The sequence below is a fragment of the Pararhizobium sp. DWP3-4 genome (genome assembly GCF_049898205.1).
Lineage (GTDB): Bacteria > Pseudomonadota > Alphaproteobacteria > Rhizobiales > Rhizobiaceae > Pararhizobium.
The window spans coordinates 1-15,924 of record NZ_JAFCXF010000026.1 but is presented as its reverse complement, the minus strand read 5'-3'; the positions used below and the strand labels follow the sequence as shown (position 1 = coordinate 15,924).

General features: G+C 62.3%; 21 protein-coding genes. 12 read left to right on the top strand and 9 right to left on the bottom strand.

What is annotated here, in order from left to right; all coding sequences use genetic code 11:
* Window positions 1-4: 4 nt before the first annotated feature.
* Genes ACP7E6_RS28645 through sdhC form a run of 4 tightly spaced genes read right to left on the bottom strand, consistent with a single transcriptional unit; the run spans window position 5 to window position 2,932 of the window.
* Entirely contained in the window at window positions 5-241 is a 237-nt protein-coding gene (locus ACP7E6_RS28645) for a FitA-like ribbon-helix-helix domain-containing protein (RefSeq protein WP_426233475.1), read from the bottom strand.
* Window positions 242-292: 51 nt separating this feature from the next.
* Window positions 293-2,137, bottom strand: a complete 1,845-nt coding sequence (sdhA, locus tag ACP7E6_RS28640; protein ID WP_426233473.1) for a succinate dehydrogenase flavoprotein subunit — start codon at window positions 2,135-2,137, stop codon at window positions 293-295.
* A gap of 6 nt (window positions 2,138-2,143) precedes the next feature.
* On the bottom strand, window positions 2,144-2,524 hold the full coding sequence (gene sdhD / locus ACP7E6_RS28635; protein ID WP_426233471.1) for a succinate dehydrogenase, hydrophobic membrane anchor protein: 381 nt from the start codon (window positions 2,522-2,524) through the stop codon (window positions 2,144-2,146).
* Window positions 2,525-2,539: 15 nt separating this feature from the next.
* Window positions 2,540-2,932, bottom strand: coding sequence for a succinate dehydrogenase, cytochrome b556 subunit (gene sdhC / locus ACP7E6_RS28630; protein WP_426233469.1), 393 nt, complete (start codon window positions 2,930-2,932; stop codon window positions 2,540-2,542).
* Between the two features lie 303 nt (window positions 2,933-3,235).
* Here sdhC and ACP7E6_RS28625 point away from each other — a divergent pair, with 303 nt between their 5' ends.
* From ACP7E6_RS28625 to ACP7E6_RS28600, 6 genes are all read left to right on the top strand, one after another.
* Window positions 3,236-3,862 (top strand): hypothetical protein, encoded by a 627-nt coding sequence (locus ACP7E6_RS28625; protein ID WP_426233467.1) that lies wholly within the window; start codon window positions 3,236-3,238, stop codon window positions 3,860-3,862.
* A 98-nt stretch (window positions 3,863-3,960) separates the two neighbouring features.
* Window positions 3,961-4,524 (top strand): DUF6597 domain-containing transcriptional factor, encoded by a 564-nt coding sequence (locus tag ACP7E6_RS28620; RefSeq protein WP_426233465.1) that lies wholly within the window; start codon window positions 3,961-3,963, stop codon window positions 4,522-4,524.
* Entirely contained in the window at window positions 4,485-4,739 is a 255-nt protein-coding gene (locus tag ACP7E6_RS28615) for a helix-turn-helix domain-containing protein (RefSeq protein WP_426233463.1), read from the top strand. The genes ACP7E6_RS28620 and ACP7E6_RS28615 overlap by 40 nt, the downstream gene beginning before the upstream one ends.
* A 75-nt stretch (window positions 4,740-4,814) precedes the next feature.
* Window positions 4,815-5,216, top strand: a complete 402-nt coding sequence (locus tag ACP7E6_RS28610; RefSeq protein WP_426233461.1) for a VOC family protein — start codon at window positions 4,815-4,817, stop codon at window positions 5,214-5,216.
* A 31-nt stretch (window positions 5,217-5,247) separates the two neighbouring features.
* Complete coding sequence (locus ACP7E6_RS28605) at window positions 5,248-5,649, top strand: VOC family protein (protein ID WP_426233459.1); 402 nt, start codon at window positions 5,248-5,250, stop codon at window positions 5,647-5,649.
* Window positions 5,646-6,002, top strand: a complete 357-nt coding sequence (locus ACP7E6_RS28600; RefSeq protein WP_426233457.1) for a DUF1801 domain-containing protein — start codon at window positions 5,646-5,648, stop codon at window positions 6,000-6,002. The genes ACP7E6_RS28605 and ACP7E6_RS28600 overlap by 4 nt, the downstream gene beginning before the upstream one ends.
* 50 nt (window positions 6,003-6,052) lie before the next feature.
* Here ACP7E6_RS28600 and ACP7E6_RS28595 read toward each other — a convergent pair whose 3' ends face one another.
* The 5 genes from ACP7E6_RS28595 to tsaD form a co-directional block, all read right to left on the bottom strand.
* Window positions 6,053-6,712 (bottom strand): class I SAM-dependent methyltransferase, encoded by a 660-nt coding sequence (locus ACP7E6_RS28595; RefSeq protein ID WP_426233455.1) that lies wholly within the window; start codon window positions 6,710-6,712, stop codon window positions 6,053-6,055.
* Window positions 6,713-6,853: 141 nt separating this feature from the next.
* Window positions 6,854-7,285 (bottom strand): EVE domain-containing protein, encoded by a 432-nt coding sequence (locus tag ACP7E6_RS28590; RefSeq protein WP_426233454.1) that lies wholly within the window; start codon window positions 7,283-7,285, stop codon window positions 6,854-6,856.
* 2 nt (window positions 7,286-7,287) lie between these two features.
* Window positions 7,288-7,581 (bottom strand): YciI-like protein, encoded by a 294-nt coding sequence (locus ACP7E6_RS28585; RefSeq protein ID WP_426233452.1) that lies wholly within the window; start codon window positions 7,579-7,581, stop codon window positions 7,288-7,290.
* Window positions 7,582-7,614: 33 nt separating this feature from the next.
* The gene (locus tag ACP7E6_RS28580) at window positions 7,615-8,613 is read right to left on the bottom strand and encodes an NAD(P)H-dependent glycerol-3-phosphate dehydrogenase (RefSeq protein ID WP_426233450.1); all 999 of its coding nucleotides are present in this window, start codon (window positions 8,611-8,613) and stop codon (window positions 7,615-7,617) included.
* Window positions 8,613-9,710, bottom strand: a complete 1,098-nt coding sequence (gene tsaD / locus ACP7E6_RS28575) for a tRNA (adenosine(37)-N6)-threonylcarbamoyltransferase complex transferase subunit TsaD (protein ID WP_426233448.1) — start codon at window positions 9,708-9,710, stop codon at window positions 8,613-8,615. Before tsaD ends, ACP7E6_RS28580 begins: the two co-directional genes overlap by 1 nt.
* Before the next feature lie 76 nt (window positions 9,711-9,786).
* Here tsaD and hemC point away from each other — a divergent pair, with 76 nt between their 5' ends.
* From hemC to ACP7E6_RS28545, 6 genes are all read left to right on the top strand, one after another.
* A complete protein-coding gene (gene hemC / locus ACP7E6_RS28570; RefSeq protein WP_426233446.1) occupies window positions 9,787-10,716 on the top strand; it encodes a hydroxymethylbilane synthase in 930 nt (309 codons plus the stop codon).
* 4 nt (window positions 10,717-10,720) lie between these two features.
* Complete coding sequence (locus ACP7E6_RS28565; RefSeq protein ID WP_426233444.1) at window positions 10,721-11,443, top strand: uroporphyrinogen-III synthase; 723 nt, start codon at window positions 10,721-10,723, stop codon at window positions 11,441-11,443.
* Between the two features lie 140 nt (window positions 11,444-11,583).
* Window positions 11,584-12,864 (top strand): COG4223 family protein, encoded by a 1,281-nt coding sequence (locus tag ACP7E6_RS28560; RefSeq protein ID WP_426233442.1) that lies wholly within the window; start codon window positions 11,584-11,586, stop codon window positions 12,862-12,864.
* Window positions 12,865-12,874: 10 nt separating this feature from the next.
* Window positions 12,875-14,542, top strand: a complete 1,668-nt coding sequence (locus tag ACP7E6_RS28555) for a heme biosynthesis HemY N-terminal domain-containing protein (protein WP_426233440.1) — start codon at window positions 12,875-12,877, stop codon at window positions 14,540-14,542.
* Window positions 14,543-14,571: 29 nt separating this feature from the next.
* The gene (locus ACP7E6_RS28550; protein WP_426233438.1) at window positions 14,572-15,057 is read left to right on the top strand and encodes a TerB family tellurite resistance protein; all 486 of its coding nucleotides are present in this window, start codon (window positions 14,572-14,574) and stop codon (window positions 15,055-15,057) included.
* Between the two features lies 1 nt (window position 15,058).
* On the top strand, window positions 15,059-15,802 hold the full coding sequence (locus tag ACP7E6_RS28545) for a glutamine amidotransferase (protein ID WP_426233436.1): 744 nt from the start codon (window positions 15,059-15,061) through the stop codon (window positions 15,800-15,802).
* The last annotated feature ends 122 nt before the right edge of the window (window positions 15,803-15,924 follow it).

The following is a 15,924-nucleotide window of genomic DNA, read 5'->3' as shown; positions in this document are numbered from 1 at the left end:
AAGATCAACGATCGCGATCCTCTCTGAGCATCTCCAGGCTGCTTGTTTGCACCACGTTCTTCGGCGTCATTGCAGCGATCTGTCGCGCTATGTCGGCAAAGCTCTCTTGCGGACGCTCATTGTTGACGGCTTTTGTCAGAAGGTCGGAAATTTCTTCGTCGAGCGAACGTGCATTGCTCTTCGCCAAATCCTCGATCCTCGTCCGCAGGTCGTCTTCAATTCTGATGTTCATTTCACCCATATCAGGGTCCTTCGCGGATCTTTCCTACGTACTATCCTGCCACAAGCACCCTCAATACACACGTGCCTTGGGCTCGATCTTTTTCGGATCGATGCCCGGCTGCAGAAGTTCGGTGTGAACCGGGCGGTAGTCGAGCCGGACTTCGCCGGCCTCGTTCACCCAGGACAGCGTATGCTTGCGCCAGTTGACGTCGTCGCGGCCGGCAAACGGGCCATCGACAAAATCCTCGCGCGCATGGCTGCCACGGCTTTCCTTGCGGGCTTCGGCGCCATAGACGGTGACGATGGCATTGGCCATCAGGTTTTCCAGTTCCAGCGTTTCGACCAGGTCGGAATTCCAGATCATCGAGCGGTCGGTGACCTTGACGTCGCTCAGTTCCTGCCAGATGGCGCTCATCCGCTTGCAGCCGCTCTCCAGCGATTCCTGCGTGCGGAACACGGCGGCATCGTCCTGCATGGTGCGCTGCATCTTTTCACGCAGCACGGCGGTCGGCGTCGAACCATCGGCATAACGCAGCTTGTCGAAGCGCGTCATGATCTTTTCGCAGGCCTTCTCGTTGATCGCCGGGATCGGCGCGGCGCGGTCGATGACCTCGCCGGCGCGGATCGCAGCGGCGCGGCCGAAGACGACGAGGTCGATCAGCGAGTTGGAACCCAGGCGGTTTGCCCCATGCACCGAGGCGCAGCCGGCTTCACCGACAGCCATCAGGCCCGGCAGGACGCGCTCGGGATTCTCACCGTCGGCGTTCAGCACTTCGCCCCAATAGTTGGTCGGAATGCCACCCATGTTGTAGTGAACGGTCGGCAGAACCGGGATCGGCTCGCGCGTTACGTCGACACCGGCAAAGATCTTGGCGCTCTCGGAAATGCCCGGCAGGCGCTCGTGCAGAACGGCCGGATCGAGATGGTCGAGATGCAGGTAGATATGGTCCTTGTTCTTGCCGACGCCGCGGCCTTCGCGGATTTCCAGCGTCATGCAGCGGGAAACCACGTCCCGCGAGGCAAGGTCCTTGGCCGATGGAGCATAGCGCTCCATAAAGCGCTCGCCTTCGGAATTGACGAGATAACCGCCTTCGCCGCGTGCACCTTCGGTAATCAGGCAGCCCGAGCCGTAGATACCTGTCGGGTGGAACTGGACGAACTCCATGTCCTGCAACGGCAGGCCGGCGCGCGCCACCATGCCGCCACCGTCGCCGGTGCAGGTATGGGCGGAGGTCGCCGAGAAATAGGAGCGGCCGTAACCGCCGGTCGCCAGAACCACCATCTTGGCGGAGAAGCGATGGATCGTGCCGTCGTCGAGGTTCCAGGCAACAACGCCGGTGCAGCGGCTGCCGTCATCCGACATGATCAAGTCGAGCGCGAAATATTCGATGAAGAATTCGGCATTGTGCTTCAGCGACTGGCCATAGAGCGTGTGCAGGATGGCATGGCCGGTACGGTCGGCCACGGCGCAGGTGCGCTGTACCGGTGGGCCTTCGCCGTAATTCTGCATATGGCCGCCGAACGGCCGCTGGTAGATCTTGCCCTCGGCATTGCGGGAGAAGGGAACGCCGTAATGTTCCAGCTCGTAAACCGCTTTCGGGGCTTCCATGGTCAGATACTGCATGGCATCGACATCGCCGAGCCAGTCGGAACCCTTGACCGTATCGTAGAGATGCCACTGCCAGCTGTCGGGCGTCATGTTGGTCAGCGATGCGGCAATGCCGCCCTGGGCTGCGACCGTATGCGAGCGCGTCGGGAAAACCTTGGTGATGCAGGCCGTCTTGAAGCCCTGCTCGGCCATGCCGAGCGTGGCGCGCAGTCCGGCGCCGCCGGCACCGACGACGATCACGTCATAGGCATGGTCGACATAATCATAGGCGTGGCCGTTGATGAGCGGCGAGGAAGTGGGTGCCATTTTGAATTACCCTGCAAACGCGATCTTCAGGATGGCGAAAAGACAGAGCCCGCCAACTGCGATCGCAAAAAACGTATTGAGCATGACGAGGACGATCTTGGCGCCTTCGTTGTGGACATAGTCCTCGATGACGATCTGCATGCCGAGCTTCATGTGGATCAGGCCGGAGATCACCACCAGCCCCATGACCACCGCCACGAAGGGGTTCGACAAGGCAACGACGACCTCTGCATAAGGAGCGCCGGCATATTTGATTAGGAACAGCACGAAGAAGATGATCAGCGGCACATTGGCAACGGCCGTCAGCCGCTGGCGCCAGAAATGATCAGTGCCTTCCTTGGCTGAACCGAGGCCGCGAACCTTGCCGAGGGGAGTACGCATATCCATGGAATTCTTATCCTCTCAGCGAACCGCGTAGCCGACGATCCAGATCAATACGGTCACCGCGACCGAACCGATCAGGTTGGCAATGGCAAGCTTGGTCGCAAAATGCTTTTCGTAGCCATAGCCCAGATCCCAGACGAAGTGCCTGAGACCGCCGAACAGATGATGCACCAGCGCCCAGGTATAACCAAACAGAATGAGCTGGCCGATGATCGTGCCGAAGGCCCACATGGCCCAGTCGTAGTATTCAGGACCGCTCGCGGCGGCGATCAGCCACCAGGCGACGAGGACTGTGCCGAAGTACAAGGCGCACCCCGTGATGCGGTGCACAATGGACATCACCATCGTGGGAATGGGCTTATAGATTTGTAGATGCGGCGAGAGCGGCCGGCTTTTGGTGACATTCGTCATCTGAACCTCACGGAAGATCCGGAAAGATGCCCAAAAACTGGACTATTTTCATCCGGTATTGCACCTGATTGTGCGCAATTTAGTCAGCCGACGTTTAATCACCATATTGATGAACGACAAGTGTGTTTGCACTGCAAAATCAATTTAATCGATTAGACGAAAATGTGGCGCCGTGGCGGATCGATTTCGCTGCAACGTTAACGATAAGCCGTGAAAATTCAGCGTCATCCGTGACTTTTGCGGGCATCTGCCCCACATTGCCCGTTAAGGATTTGTTAAGAACCATCCGGAGGGCCGCGCGAAATGCGTCCAATCAGCATTCAGAATGCGACGAAAGTCTTGATAGCGGCGCTTGCCATGATCATTTCGGTCGCCGGTTTCGCCGAGGCGCGTGATCGCAACGGCGAGAGAAACCATGTGCGCCGGCCGCATTTCGAACGGTTGCAGGACCAGCACCCACATCGCGGACGCCAGGAAGCCATTTCCGGCGTAACGGCCGATCGCCATAATTACCGGCGCGACTGGCGGGATCGCGGATATCGCTACGATCGCCGCCATGACAGGTTCCAGTTCGACCGGCGCCAGGCCAATCGCGGCCATTTCCAACCGAGATATGGACGTGACCGTTACGATCCCACCCTGCCGGTGCGGGAGTATCGTGGCCAGCGCCGAAACGATCGGAACCGGTCCTACGGCGATGACGGTTTCCCGTCGCATGCCAATGGCGGCACCTATTTCGGCGGCCTCTCCGCCTGGACCGATCCCGGCAACGGCACCTATTTCCACTCGGAGCGTAGCGGTTACGGATACTATTCCGGCGACACAGGCATGAACTATCCTGCCGCACGCCCGAAGATCATCCGCGTCACTCCCTCGACCACCGGCCGCGCCTGCTCCTGGGAATCCGGCGTCTGCGTCATTCGCAGATGACATTGTTGTTCCGAGGGTGGCGGTAAGGGGGATGGTGTGTTCTGTGCGGCGTGATCGCCGCAAACCTTGTGCCAGTTTCCGTTGCTCTTCAGGCCCCGATGACACTTTCCTCGCGCTACGCCGAACGACCCGAACTGACTGACCTGAATGCCGGGATCGAATCCGTCTGGTCGTCGCTCAGCGATCGGTCGGGAGAATATCGCGTCCTGCCTGACGGGCGATGCGATATCATTCTCAGGTTCCAGGCTGGCGAACGCCCAATCCGGGAGGTGACGGCGGTGGTGACCGGCCCGGCGACCGGATATTATGATGTTCCGATAGTGTCTGGCATGGGATTTGCGGGCGCCCGGCTTCGTCCCGGTTCCTTTTTCAAGATACTGGGACTTGAACCTGCCAGTCTTCGCGATCGCAACCTGGTTGGTGATGCAGCGCTTGGCGCCTGTCCTGAACTTGCCGCGATCTGCCTGCCGGCTGTGAGCCGGGAAGAATTGCTCAATCGCCTGATCGGCTTCGTTCATCGGCGAAACGCCCAAAGCAATTACAGGCTCCCGCCTCGAACGCGCGAGGTTCTCGGCGCATTTCACGCGTCCAGTGGGCGGTTGCGCATTGGGAAATTGCCCGAATGCACGACATCGCCGATCGCACTGTGCGGCGCATTATGATCGAGGCCACCGGCCTCCCGCCCAAGGCATTTGCGCAGATCCTGCAGTTTCATCGCGCACTGCGACTGCTGCGCGATCATCACCTGAGCCCTGCCGATGCAGCGCTGGAAGCCGGGTTTTCCGATCAGCCACATATGAACCGGGTGTTTCGCCGCTTGGGCGGCATTTCGCCGGCCCGCCTGCCTGACCTTACACTGGTGACAATTCGCGATTGATGTCCGATTTGTTCAAGACTAGCCCATCCTTGTCCACCATGATCAGGCTGCACTATAGAATGCAGAGAGAGACAAATGACCGTAAGGTTCGGATATACTATCCTTTACGTGCCGGATGTGACCGCAGCCATCGCGTTCTATGAAACAGCCTTTGGCCTCAAGCTGAGGTTCCTGCACGAAAGCAAGCTCTACGCCGAGATGGAAACAGGGGCAGTTACCTTGTCTTTCGCCGGCGAGGAAATGGCGGAGATGAATGGTCTGGCCATCCGCCCCGGCCGCAAGGGCGACCTGGCGGCAGGCTTCGAGATTGCCCTCATCTGTGACGATCCGCAAGCGGCGTGGGACAAGGCAAAGGCCGCAGGAGCCACCCCGGTCAAGCCCCCCGAGGTGAAACCGTGGGGACAGACAGTCGGCTATCTCCGCGATTTGAACGGCTGCCTGGTGGAGCTTTGCTCCGACATGTCGACGGTGGCCTGATCGTGCCCCGCACCACTTCAGGAGAAGCATAATGCGTCCAACCGCAGCCTCGCCCTGCATCACCACCCCGCATATCGCCGCTTGCCGGACATTCTACCGGAAGCATTTTGGTGCCCGGTTGGTCTTCGACTGCGACTGGTTCATCAGCCTTGAATTTGGTGACGGAATTTCTCTGCAGTTCATGGAGCCACAAGGGGGCCAACCAGCCTGCAAGACCGAGGGGTTGACCTATAATTTCCGGGTGCCGGATGTGGATGAAGATTTCCGCCACCTCGTCAACACCGGTCTAGCACCGGACATTCAGCCGGAAGACCACCCTTGGGGCGATCGCGGCTTCTCGGTCAAAGACCCGAATGGCATCACCCTCTACATCTATTCCGATCGGGAACCAGCGCCTGAGTTCAAATCGGCTTTCATCGGGGAAACTGCATGAGCACAGATAAGGTGCAAGCCTTGTTGCAGGAGGTAAGGGAGCATCGCGAAGAGCTTTTCCCGATTGTCGCGCGCCTGCGAGATGTGATTCTGGCCGCCGGACCATCCATCACCGAGGAGGTGAAGTATGGTGGATTGCTGTTCTCATCCGGGCAAAGTTTCTGTGGCGTTTTTCCCTACAAGGCCCATGTAACGCTGGAATTCAGCCAGGGCGCGGCGCTCGCCGACCCCCATGGTTTCCTGTCCGGCGATGGCAAGTACCGGCGCCACATCAAGCTGGAGACAGTGCAGGACATCGAGACGAGACGCGTTGCGGAATATGTGGCAAGCGCAAGAGCGGCGGCGGACAGCTGAACATCTGCGTTGTGCTGCTCCAAGGCCGGACACCTACGCCATAACAGCCCTCAATCAAGCTCTCCGCTCAGAAACCGCCAGACCGTGGTCTTCTTGACTTCGCTGTCTTCCAGCGCCCGGGTCACCGGCACCTGATAGGTCGCCAGCATCTGCATCCGGTCCCGCGGACAATAGGCGCGGCCGGGGTCGCCGACGAGAACATCGGCACCGCTTTCGGCAAGCATGCTCAACCACGGAACGATCCGGTCGGCAAATGCCCTGTCATAGAAGACGTCGCCTGCAAGATAGACATCCGCATCCCGCCCAGCGCCGATCACATCCGACGCCGCTGAAGACACCTCGACGCTGTTCAGCGCCGCATTGAGCCGGATAGCCGTTTCGGTCCACGGATCGATATCGACGGCCACAACCGAAGCCGCCCCCGCCTTCATCGCCGCGATCGCCACCAGGCCGGACCCCGAGGCGAAATCGATCACCCGCTTGCCCGCAACCAGTACGGGATGATCGAGAACATGCCGCGCCAGCCCCTGCCCGCCCGCCCAGGCAAACGCCCAGAACGGCGGCGGCAACCCGATCTCTTCCAGCTCCTCCTCGGTCTTCAGCCACAGATCATGGGCTTCACTGGCCAGATAGAGCCGCACCTCCGGCACATGCGGCGGCGTCATGATGTCCGTGTTGTCGCGGATGAAGGTTTCTGGATCGGTTTTCACGGTTGATGAAGGTTCCGGTTGATGATTGGCCAATAGGTTGAAGGCACCTCTTCTCCCCGCTGGGGAGAAGAGGTAGATCGGTGCGCGCTCTCCTTCCATAAGTGATCCGACCCTAGTCTTTACGGTCAGCCACAGAAGAAATCACCGCGGCGGATTATCCAGCCCGCCAAGCCGGCAGATCTCCAGGTATTCCTCTTCGGTGACCGGCTGCACCGACAGCCGCATCGAGGTCACCAGGGCCATCTTCTCGAATGCCGGATTGGCCTTGATGTCCTTCAGCGAAATCGGGTTGGGCAGGTCGCAGACGGCGCGGATATCGACGCAGTCCCATTTCGGATCGCCCTCGGCGGTCGAATCCGGGTGCGACAGCGCGCAGACTTCGGTGATCCCGACGATCTCCAGCCCCTCGTTCGAGTGGTAGAAGAAGCCCTTGTCGCCGATCTGCATCGCCCGCATGTTGTTGCGCGCCAGATAGTTGCGCACGCCGGTCCATTCGGTCCCCTTGGCGCCCGCATCCTTCTGCATCTGCCAAGACCATTTGAACGGTTCGGACTTGTAGAGCCAGTAACCCACGCTCAAGCCTCCGGCTTGTTGAAGACCCAATTCCAGGGCTTGATATCGACATTGGCAAACAGGCCGGCCTTGGCATAGGGATCGGCGTCCGCGATCGCCCGCGCATCGTCGATCGTCTCCGCCTGGATGACCACCAGGCTGCCGTTCGGCTTGCCGGCATCGTCGAGAAACGGCCCGGCGAAGGCCAGCGTACCCCTGGCATTGAGATCATTCAGAAACGCGACGTGCTCGGGACGGGCGTCCATCCGCACCTGCAGGGCATTCGGCTTGTCCGTGCACAGAACCGCAAACAGCATGGTGGTCTCCTTGATTTCTATTCCTGGAGTTGACTATTCTTGGGTGATCGGCCGCGACATCAGCTGTTCCAGCGCCGTTTTCACATCCATCTTTCCGTCGATGATCGCGGCCACCGCCCCGGTCACCGGCATATCGACACCGAGCTGCCGGGCCACATCGGCAGCGACCGAGGCTGCAAACGCGCCCTCGACCAATTCGCCGGAAAAACCCTTGGCACTGCCGCTCTGGCCGAGCGTTATGCCGTAACGCAGATTGCGCGACTGATGGCTGGTTGCGGTCAGCACCAGATCGCCGAGACCCGACAGGCCGCGCACCGTATCGGCCTCGCCACCGCGCGCCGCCACGAAGCGCGACATTTCGGCCAGTCCGCGCGAAATCAGCGCCGCCCGGGCCGAATCGCCAAGGCCTGCGCCTTCGACAATACCGCAGGCAATCGCCAGTACGTTCTTCAACGCGCCGCCAAGCTGCACGCCGATACGGTCGGCCGACGGATAGAGACGGAAGGTCGCACCCGACAAAGCTTCGGCCAGAACTGCGGCGCGCTCGATGCTGCCAGCCGCAATCACCATCGCCGTCGGCAGCCCCTTGGCGATATCGGCGGCGAAACCAGGGCCGGACAGCACCGCGACATTCTGCAGATGCAGCTCTTCCTCGACGACATCGGTAAGCAGGCGGCCGCTGGCGCGCTCCATGCCCTTGGCGCAGATCACCACGTCGGCACCCTTGCCGATAAACCCGTGCAGCGAACGCCCGGCCTCGCGTTGCGCCTGCGACGGCATGGCGAAGAGAACGATGCCGGCACCTTCCAGCACCGCCGGATCCTCGGAAACAACCAACGTTTCCGGCAGGTCGATCCCCGGCAGCGCGCGGTCATTGCGGCCGGTTTGCTTGAAATCCTCGACAATGCTTTCGCGGCGGGTGAGCAGCGTCACCGGCACCTTGCCGGATGCGGCGGCTACGGCCGCGAGCGCCGTGCCGAAGGCACCGGAACCGACAACCACAATACGATCCGTCCGCACCCCGTCCGCCATCACGCCTTCGCTCCCCGCTTGCCGAACCCGATCAGGGCCTTTGCATCCGCATCGAGCGGCCAGCGCGAACGCGGCGCCACATCAAGGTCATCGGCCGGCAATCCCGCCGCCATGCGCTCGGCACCGGCCCAGGCGATCATCGCCGCGTTGTCGGTGCAGAGCTGCAGCGGCGGCGCGATGAAGCGGAAGCCGTTCTTGTCGCAGAGCTCCTGCAGCGTCGCCCGCAGCGCCTGGTTGGCCGCAACCCCACCGGCCACGACCAGCGCCGGATGCTCGACAGTGCCGGAAAACTGCTCCTTGAAGCGGGCGAGCCCCCGGCCGATACGATCCTTCAGGGTGCGCGAAATCGCTTTCTGAAAGGAGGCGCAGATATCGGCGATATCCTCATCGGTCACCGGCGCGATCGACTGCGCGGCCTGGCGAACTGCCGTCTTCAGGCCAGAAAACGAAAAATCGAGCCGCGCTTCGCCGACCAGCGGACGCGGAAAGGAGAACCGGTCCGGGTTGCCGCTTTTTGCCGCACGCTCGACGGCCGGACCGCCCGGATAGGGCAGACCCAGAAGCTTCGCGGTCTTGTCGAAGGCTTCGCCCAATGCATCGTCGATCGTCGTGCCCCAGCGCTCGTAAACGCCGACATCCTTGACGAGGATCAGCTGCGTATGGCCGCCGGACACCAGCAGCATCAGATAGGGAAAGGCCAGCCCATCGGTCAGCCGCGCCGTCAGCGCATGGCCTTCCAGATGATTGACCGCATAGAGCGGCTTTCCAGAGGCGCGCGCCATCGCCTTGCCGGTCATTAGGCCGACCAAAAGGCCGCCGATCAGGCCGGGGCCGCTAGTTGCGGCGATCGCGTCGATATCGGCCAACGTCACGCCGGCGCGCAACAGCGCTTCCTCGATCAGCGTATCCAGCGCCTCGACATGCGCACGAGCGGCGATCTCGGGCACGACGCCGCCATAGGCGCTGTGCTCTTCCAATTGGCTCAAAACCACGTCGCCAAGAATTTCGCCATGGCCGTTCTCATCGCGCAACACGACAGACGCGGCGGTTTCGTCGCAGCTTGTTTCGATACCGAGGATGCGCAGGCGGGCGGACATGGGCAGGTTTACTCGAATATTGCGGTCAGGGGGAAAGGCGGTTACACGGAACTCCGGTAACAACGGATCGCAGTGGATGCAAACAAAACCTTTCCGGATCGGCACGCGGGGCAGTCCCTTGGCGCTGGCGCAGGCCCATGAAACACGGGACCGGCTGATGGCGGCGCATGGCCTGCCGGCCGAAATGTTCGAGATCGTCGTGCTGTCGACCATGGGCGACCGGATCACCGACCGGTCACTGTCGGAGATCGGCGGCAAAGGTCTCTTCACCCAGGAACTGGAAGACATGCTCATCTCCGGCGGGCTGGATTTCGCCGTGCATTCCTCCAAGGACATGCCGACCAAGTTGCCGACCGGCCTCTTCCTCTCCGCCTACCTGCCGCGCGAAGACGCCCGCGACGCCTTTGTCGGCCGCACGGCGGCAAAGCTGCTCGATCTGCCGCAGGGCGCCACCATCGGCTCCTCGTCCCTGCGCCGCCAGGCTTTGATCAAGCGCCTGCGCCCGGATATCAACGTCATCACCTATCGCGGCCTGGTCGATACCCGGCTCAGGAAATTGGCGGAAGGCCAGGTCGATGCCACCCTGCTCGCCTTCGCCGGCCTGAAGCGGCTCGGCAAGGACGACGTGCCGACCGAGCTTCTCGATCCGGAAACCTTCCCACCGGCACCGGCGCAGGGCGCCATCTGTATCGAGAGCCGCCTTGGCGACGCCAAGGTCAATGCGTTGCTCGAAGCGGTCAATGATATCAGAACCCATGAAGCCGTGACCTGCGAGCGGGCTTTTCTGGCAACGCTCGACGGCTCGTGCCGCACGCCGATCGCCGGTTACGCGGTTTCCGACGGCGACACGATCCGCTTTTCCGGCATGGTCCTCACTCCGGACGGCAGCGAATATTTTCGCGTGTCGACCGAAGGCAAGGCGTCCGATGCCGAACAGCTTGGCGCCAAGGCCGGCGACGATATCCGCCTCGATGCGGGACCGGATTTCTTTTCGAGCTGGACCTGAGCCTATGCCTGTGCCCTTGCGCATTCTTGTCACCCGGCCGCAACCTTCGGCAGTGGTTACGGCGGCAAGGCTGGAAGCAATGGGACACCAGATTGTCCTGCTGCCGGTCATGGAAGCCATCCATCAGCCGCAGGCCGCTTTGGACGCGCTGGCCCACCGCCACAGCGCCATTGCCGTCACCAGTGCCGAGGTGTTTCGTGCCCTTGCGCCCTATAAGGCGCATCTGGCGCCGCATCTGCAAACAACGGTCTATTGCGTCGGTCCGGCAACGGCGCAGGCGGCACGGCACATGGGCTTCCAGTCGGTCGTCGCCGGCTCAGGCACCGGCGTTTCGCTGGCGCAAATTGCCGCAGCCGCGTCGGCCGACCTCACCGGCGGCCTGGTCTATCTGGCCGGCTGGCCGCGCTCTCCGGCTTTCGAGGCGGGGTTGCAGGCAGCAGGCATCGCCTGCCGCACCGCCGAAACCTACCGGATGTCGGCAATCGCCCATGCGCCGGAAGCCGTGGAACAGCTTCTCCATCCGCCCGAGCCGGACGTCGCCTTGCTCTACTCGCACGAAACCGCGCGGCATTTTTTCGCGCTTCTGCCTCCACAGATAGCACGCAGCATTTCCGGCATGCGTCTCCTCTGCCTGAGCCAGCATGTCGCCAATGCCATCCCCCCGGGCTTCGGGCCGGTAGCCATCGCCGCAGAGCCCTCCGAAGAGGCGCTTCTCGCCCTGCTTTGACCGGTTAAACGACAGCTACAGAACCCGCGTTCAGCGAGGTGCGGTCAAGGAATTGTCGCTTGGGGGCTTTCCCTATCCCTGCCGCGTGTCTAGGTTTAAGACAGTACGCCAAGTTCATGCGATAACGGAAAGAGATCATCATGGGACCGGAAAACCCTCCGCGCCGCTCGAAGTCCGATCAGGAGCCGTTGACGATCGACCTGGACGCCACTGCGGTGCAGCGGCAAGGGTCCGATGAAAGCGCCGCTGCGTCAGATCCCGCAGCATCTGCCGATGAAGCGGCAGAAATCCGCGCCGATGAAACCGAGGAGACCGTGCGCGCCGACATTTCCGGCACTGATACCGGAAAAGCCGGAGAGGAAGAGGAGGACGCGCGCGCCGAAGCCGCCGCTGCAGCCTTTGCCGAGGAGCCAATCTCGGCTGCAACCGCCGCCGAAGAGCCGGTAAGACCGATCTACCCCGCCCAGCACCGCACCTCCAATTCCGGCGCCTTTGCCGCTGGCATCCTCGGCGGCCTGATCGCGCTTCTCGGCGCGGGCGGCCTGCAATATGCCGGGGTCATGCCCTCGCTCAGCCCGGCCGCTGACAACACCGCTATCGAACAGGGCCTTGCGGGCGATATCGAAGCTCTCAAGGCGCAGCTGGCCGCAGCCCCGGCACCGCAGACGACTGCCGACCTCGGCCCGCTTGAAACCCGCATCGCCGAGCTGGAGAAGAAGACCGCCGAAGCCGGCAATGGTGCAGCCGCCGATGTCTCGGGCCTCGATGCCCAGATCGCCAACCTGACCGGCGAGATCGCCACGCTGAAAGCGGCACTGGCCGATGCGCAGCAATCCACCGAAGCGGCCAAATCCGAACTTTCGACCCGTCTTGATGCGGCCGAAAAGAAGATCGACGAGCCGGCAAGCGATGTGCAGCTCGCCCGCGCCGTCGCCGTCACGGCGCTGAAGACCGCGATCGATCGCGGCGGACCGTTCCTGGCCGAACTCGACGCGCTGAAAAGCATCGCCGCCACCGACCCGGCCGTCACCGGCCTTGCAGACGATGCCAAGACCGGCATTGCCCCGCGCGCCGATCTGGTGCGCGATTTCCCCGCCGTTGCCGATGCGATTCTGGAGGCAACAGAGCACAGCGACCCCAATCAGGGTGTTTTTTCCCGCCTGATGGACAGCGCCTCCTCGGCCATCCGCATCCGTCCGGTCGGTAGCGTTGAGGGCGAAGGCCCGGAAGCCGTCGTCGCCCGTATCGAAGACAAGCTGACCAATGGCGACCTGAAGGGCGCAAGCCTCGAATGGGACACGCTGCCGGAGCCGGCCAAGACTGCCGGTGCCGATTTCAAGACCAAACTGGACCAGCGCATCCGCGTCGAGGGTCTGATCGACGCCACCGTTGCCGGCGCCATGACGGCCAACCAGGGCTAAGGAAGAGTTCATGATCCGTATTCTGTTCTATGTTCTCGTCGTCCTTACGCTTGGCGCAGGTTTCGCCTGGCTGGCCGATCGCCCGGGCGAACTGTCGCTGATCTGGCAGGGGAGCCGCATCGAGATGAGCCTGATGGTGGCGGCAACGCTGCTGGCCTCGCTGATAGCAGCCATCCTGATCGTCGTCTGGCTCGTCCGCGTCGTCTGGCTTTCGCCCCATTCGATCTCCCGCTATTTCCGTGCCCGCAAGCGCGACCGGGGTTATCAGGCGCTTTCGACCGGCCTGATCGCCGCCGGCGCCGGCGACAGCGTCCTCGCCCGCAAGATGACTGCCCGCACCCATGGACTGCTGAGCGCCGACCGGGAGCCGCTGATCCACCTGCTCGAAGCCCAGACGGCGCTGATCGAGGGCAAATACGACGACGCCCGCAAGAAGTTCGAGCTGATGGCCGACGATCCGGAAACCCGCGAACTCGGACTGCGCGGCCTCTATCTCGAAGCCAAGCGGCTGGGCGCCAATGAAGCCGCCCGCCAATATGCCGAGCGCGCGGCCGACAAGGCACCGCACTTACCCTGGGCAACGCTGGCCGCTCTCGATTATCGCAGCCAGACCGGCCAGTGGGATGAAGCGATCCGCCTGCTCGACCAGAGCCGTACGGCACATGTCATCGAACGCAAGGAAGCCGACCGCAAGAAGGCCGTGCTCTTGACCGCACGCGCTTGCGAAAAGCTGGAGGCCGATCCCAAGGGCGCCCGCGACGATGCGCAGGCAGCTCTGAAGCTGGCCGAAGAGCTGGTGCCGGCCGGCCTGATCGCCGCCAAGGCGCTGTTTCGCGAGGATAACCTGCGCAAGGGCGCCGCCATTCTGGAAAAGCTCTGGAAACACGACCCGCATCCGGAGGTGGCCAAGCTCTATGTCCGTGCCCGCAGCGGCGATTCCGCCGCCGACCGGCTGAAGCGTGCCAACAAGCTGGAGGCGCTACGTCCCAACAACCCTGTTGCGCTCGCAGCCGTTGCCGAAGCCGCGCTCGAAGCCCGCGAACTACCGCTCGCCCGCTCAAAGGCGGAAGCAGCCGCCCGTATGCAGCCAAGCGAAAGCATCTTTCTGCTGCTCGCCGATATCGAGGAGGCCGATACCAATGATGACGGCCGCATCCGCCACTGGATGAACCAGGCGCTGAAAAGCCCGCGCGATCCGGCCTGGACGGCGGATGGCGTGACAGCGCCCGAATGGCTGCCGGTTTCGCCGGTCAGCGGCCGTCTCGATGCCTTCGAATGGAAACAGCCGGTTGCCCAGATCGCCGGTCCCATCGAGGACGGCACGCCGGATGCCGCCGATGAGGCGATCCGCAGCCTGCCGCCGGTCGCCATTGTCCATCAGCGTCCGGAGCCCCACCCCGAACGCGCAGCGGTTTCTGCCACGCCCATTCACGTCATCGAAGCTGCGGAAAAACCCGAGGACGTGGCAGTCAAGACCATCGCCGTGCCGGCACCGAGCGAATCGGTGATCGTGCCGCAGACGGTGAAGATCGAACCTCAGCCGGCGCCAGCCAAAACTGCGCAAGCCAAAGCCGTCGAGACGGTCGTCGAACCGTTCTTCGGCCGGCCGCCGGACGATCCCGGCGTTCGCGACGACGGCAATAAGCCGCTGGACAAGAACACTTTTCGCCTGTTTTGAGAAGAAACCCCGCTCTTTGACGGAAACCCATGTTTGACCGATTCCGAACTTTCCTCGACAGCCTGACCGGCAGCGGGCCTTCCGCCATCGAGCCCGGCGATCCCCGCATCGCCATCATGGCGCTCTGCATCCAGGTGATGGAGGCCGACGGCGAGATCCATGACAAGGAGCGCCGCAAAGTCCGCGCGATGATTAAGGATCATTACCAGCTCGACGACGCGGCCCTCGACGCGCTGATTGCTGCCGGCGAAACCGCAGAAAGCCAGGCCATCGATTTCTTCCGCTTCACCTCCGACATCAAGCGGCATTTTTCCGAGGAGCAGCGCATAGACCTGATCGGCATGCTGTGGGAGATTGTCTATGCCGATGGCAAGCGCAGCGAGATGGAGGATCATGTGATCTGGCGGATCGCCGATCTCTTGGGCGTGTCCGGCAGGGACCGGATCATCAAGCGGCAGGAGGTGGCCGCCAAATTGGACGTCGTGGAGGAGGCAACCGCGCACCAGGAAAAGTGACATGCTTTTCGACGACGGGATTTATTCTAGACGCAATACCGGCAAGCCGGTCCTGATCGTCCTGCATCAGGAACGCTCCAGCCCCGGCCGTGTCGGACATCTCTTGCTGGAAAATGGCCTGAGCCTCGATATCCGCCGCCCGATGCTGGGCGATCCGTTGCCCGCAACGCTGGATGGGCATGCCGGCGCCGTCGTCTTCGGCGGGCCGATGAGCGCCAATGACGACGAGGACTATGTCCGCCGCGAGATCGACTGGCTCTCGGTGCCTTTGTCTGAAAACAAGCCCCTTCTCGGCATCTGCCTCGGCGCCCAGATGCTGGTGCGCCATCTCGGCGGTGTGGTCGGCCCGCACCACGAGGGACAGACGGAAATCGGCTGGTATCCGCTGCACGCCACCGAAAAGGGCCACGCCCTGATGGACTGGCCGCCGATGGTCTACCAGTTTCATCGCGAAGGTTTCGATCTTCCTCAAGGCGCCGAACTGCTCGCCTCCGGCAGCACCTATCCCAACCAGGCCTTCCGCTACGGCGAAAACGCATGGGGCATCCAGTTCCATGGAGAACTAACGCGCGTCATGATGCACCGCTGGGTCGTGCACGGCGCCCACCGGTTCGAGCTGCCGGGCGCCCAGGTTGGCCGCGCCCATCTGGAAGGCCGCATGGACTATGACGCCCCGCTGCGCGCCTGGATGGACCGGTTCCTCACCCACATCTTCCAGCGCCAGGGCGAGAAGGTCAAAGTCTGAAGCTCCCTCTTCTCCCCAGCGGGGAGAGCGACTGTCTTGTTCGTCAAGCGTTTTGCCATGGTTTATTGTCCCGGATGATGGCATTGAGAATGGTGAGAAGCTTGCGCATTGTCGCAACGATG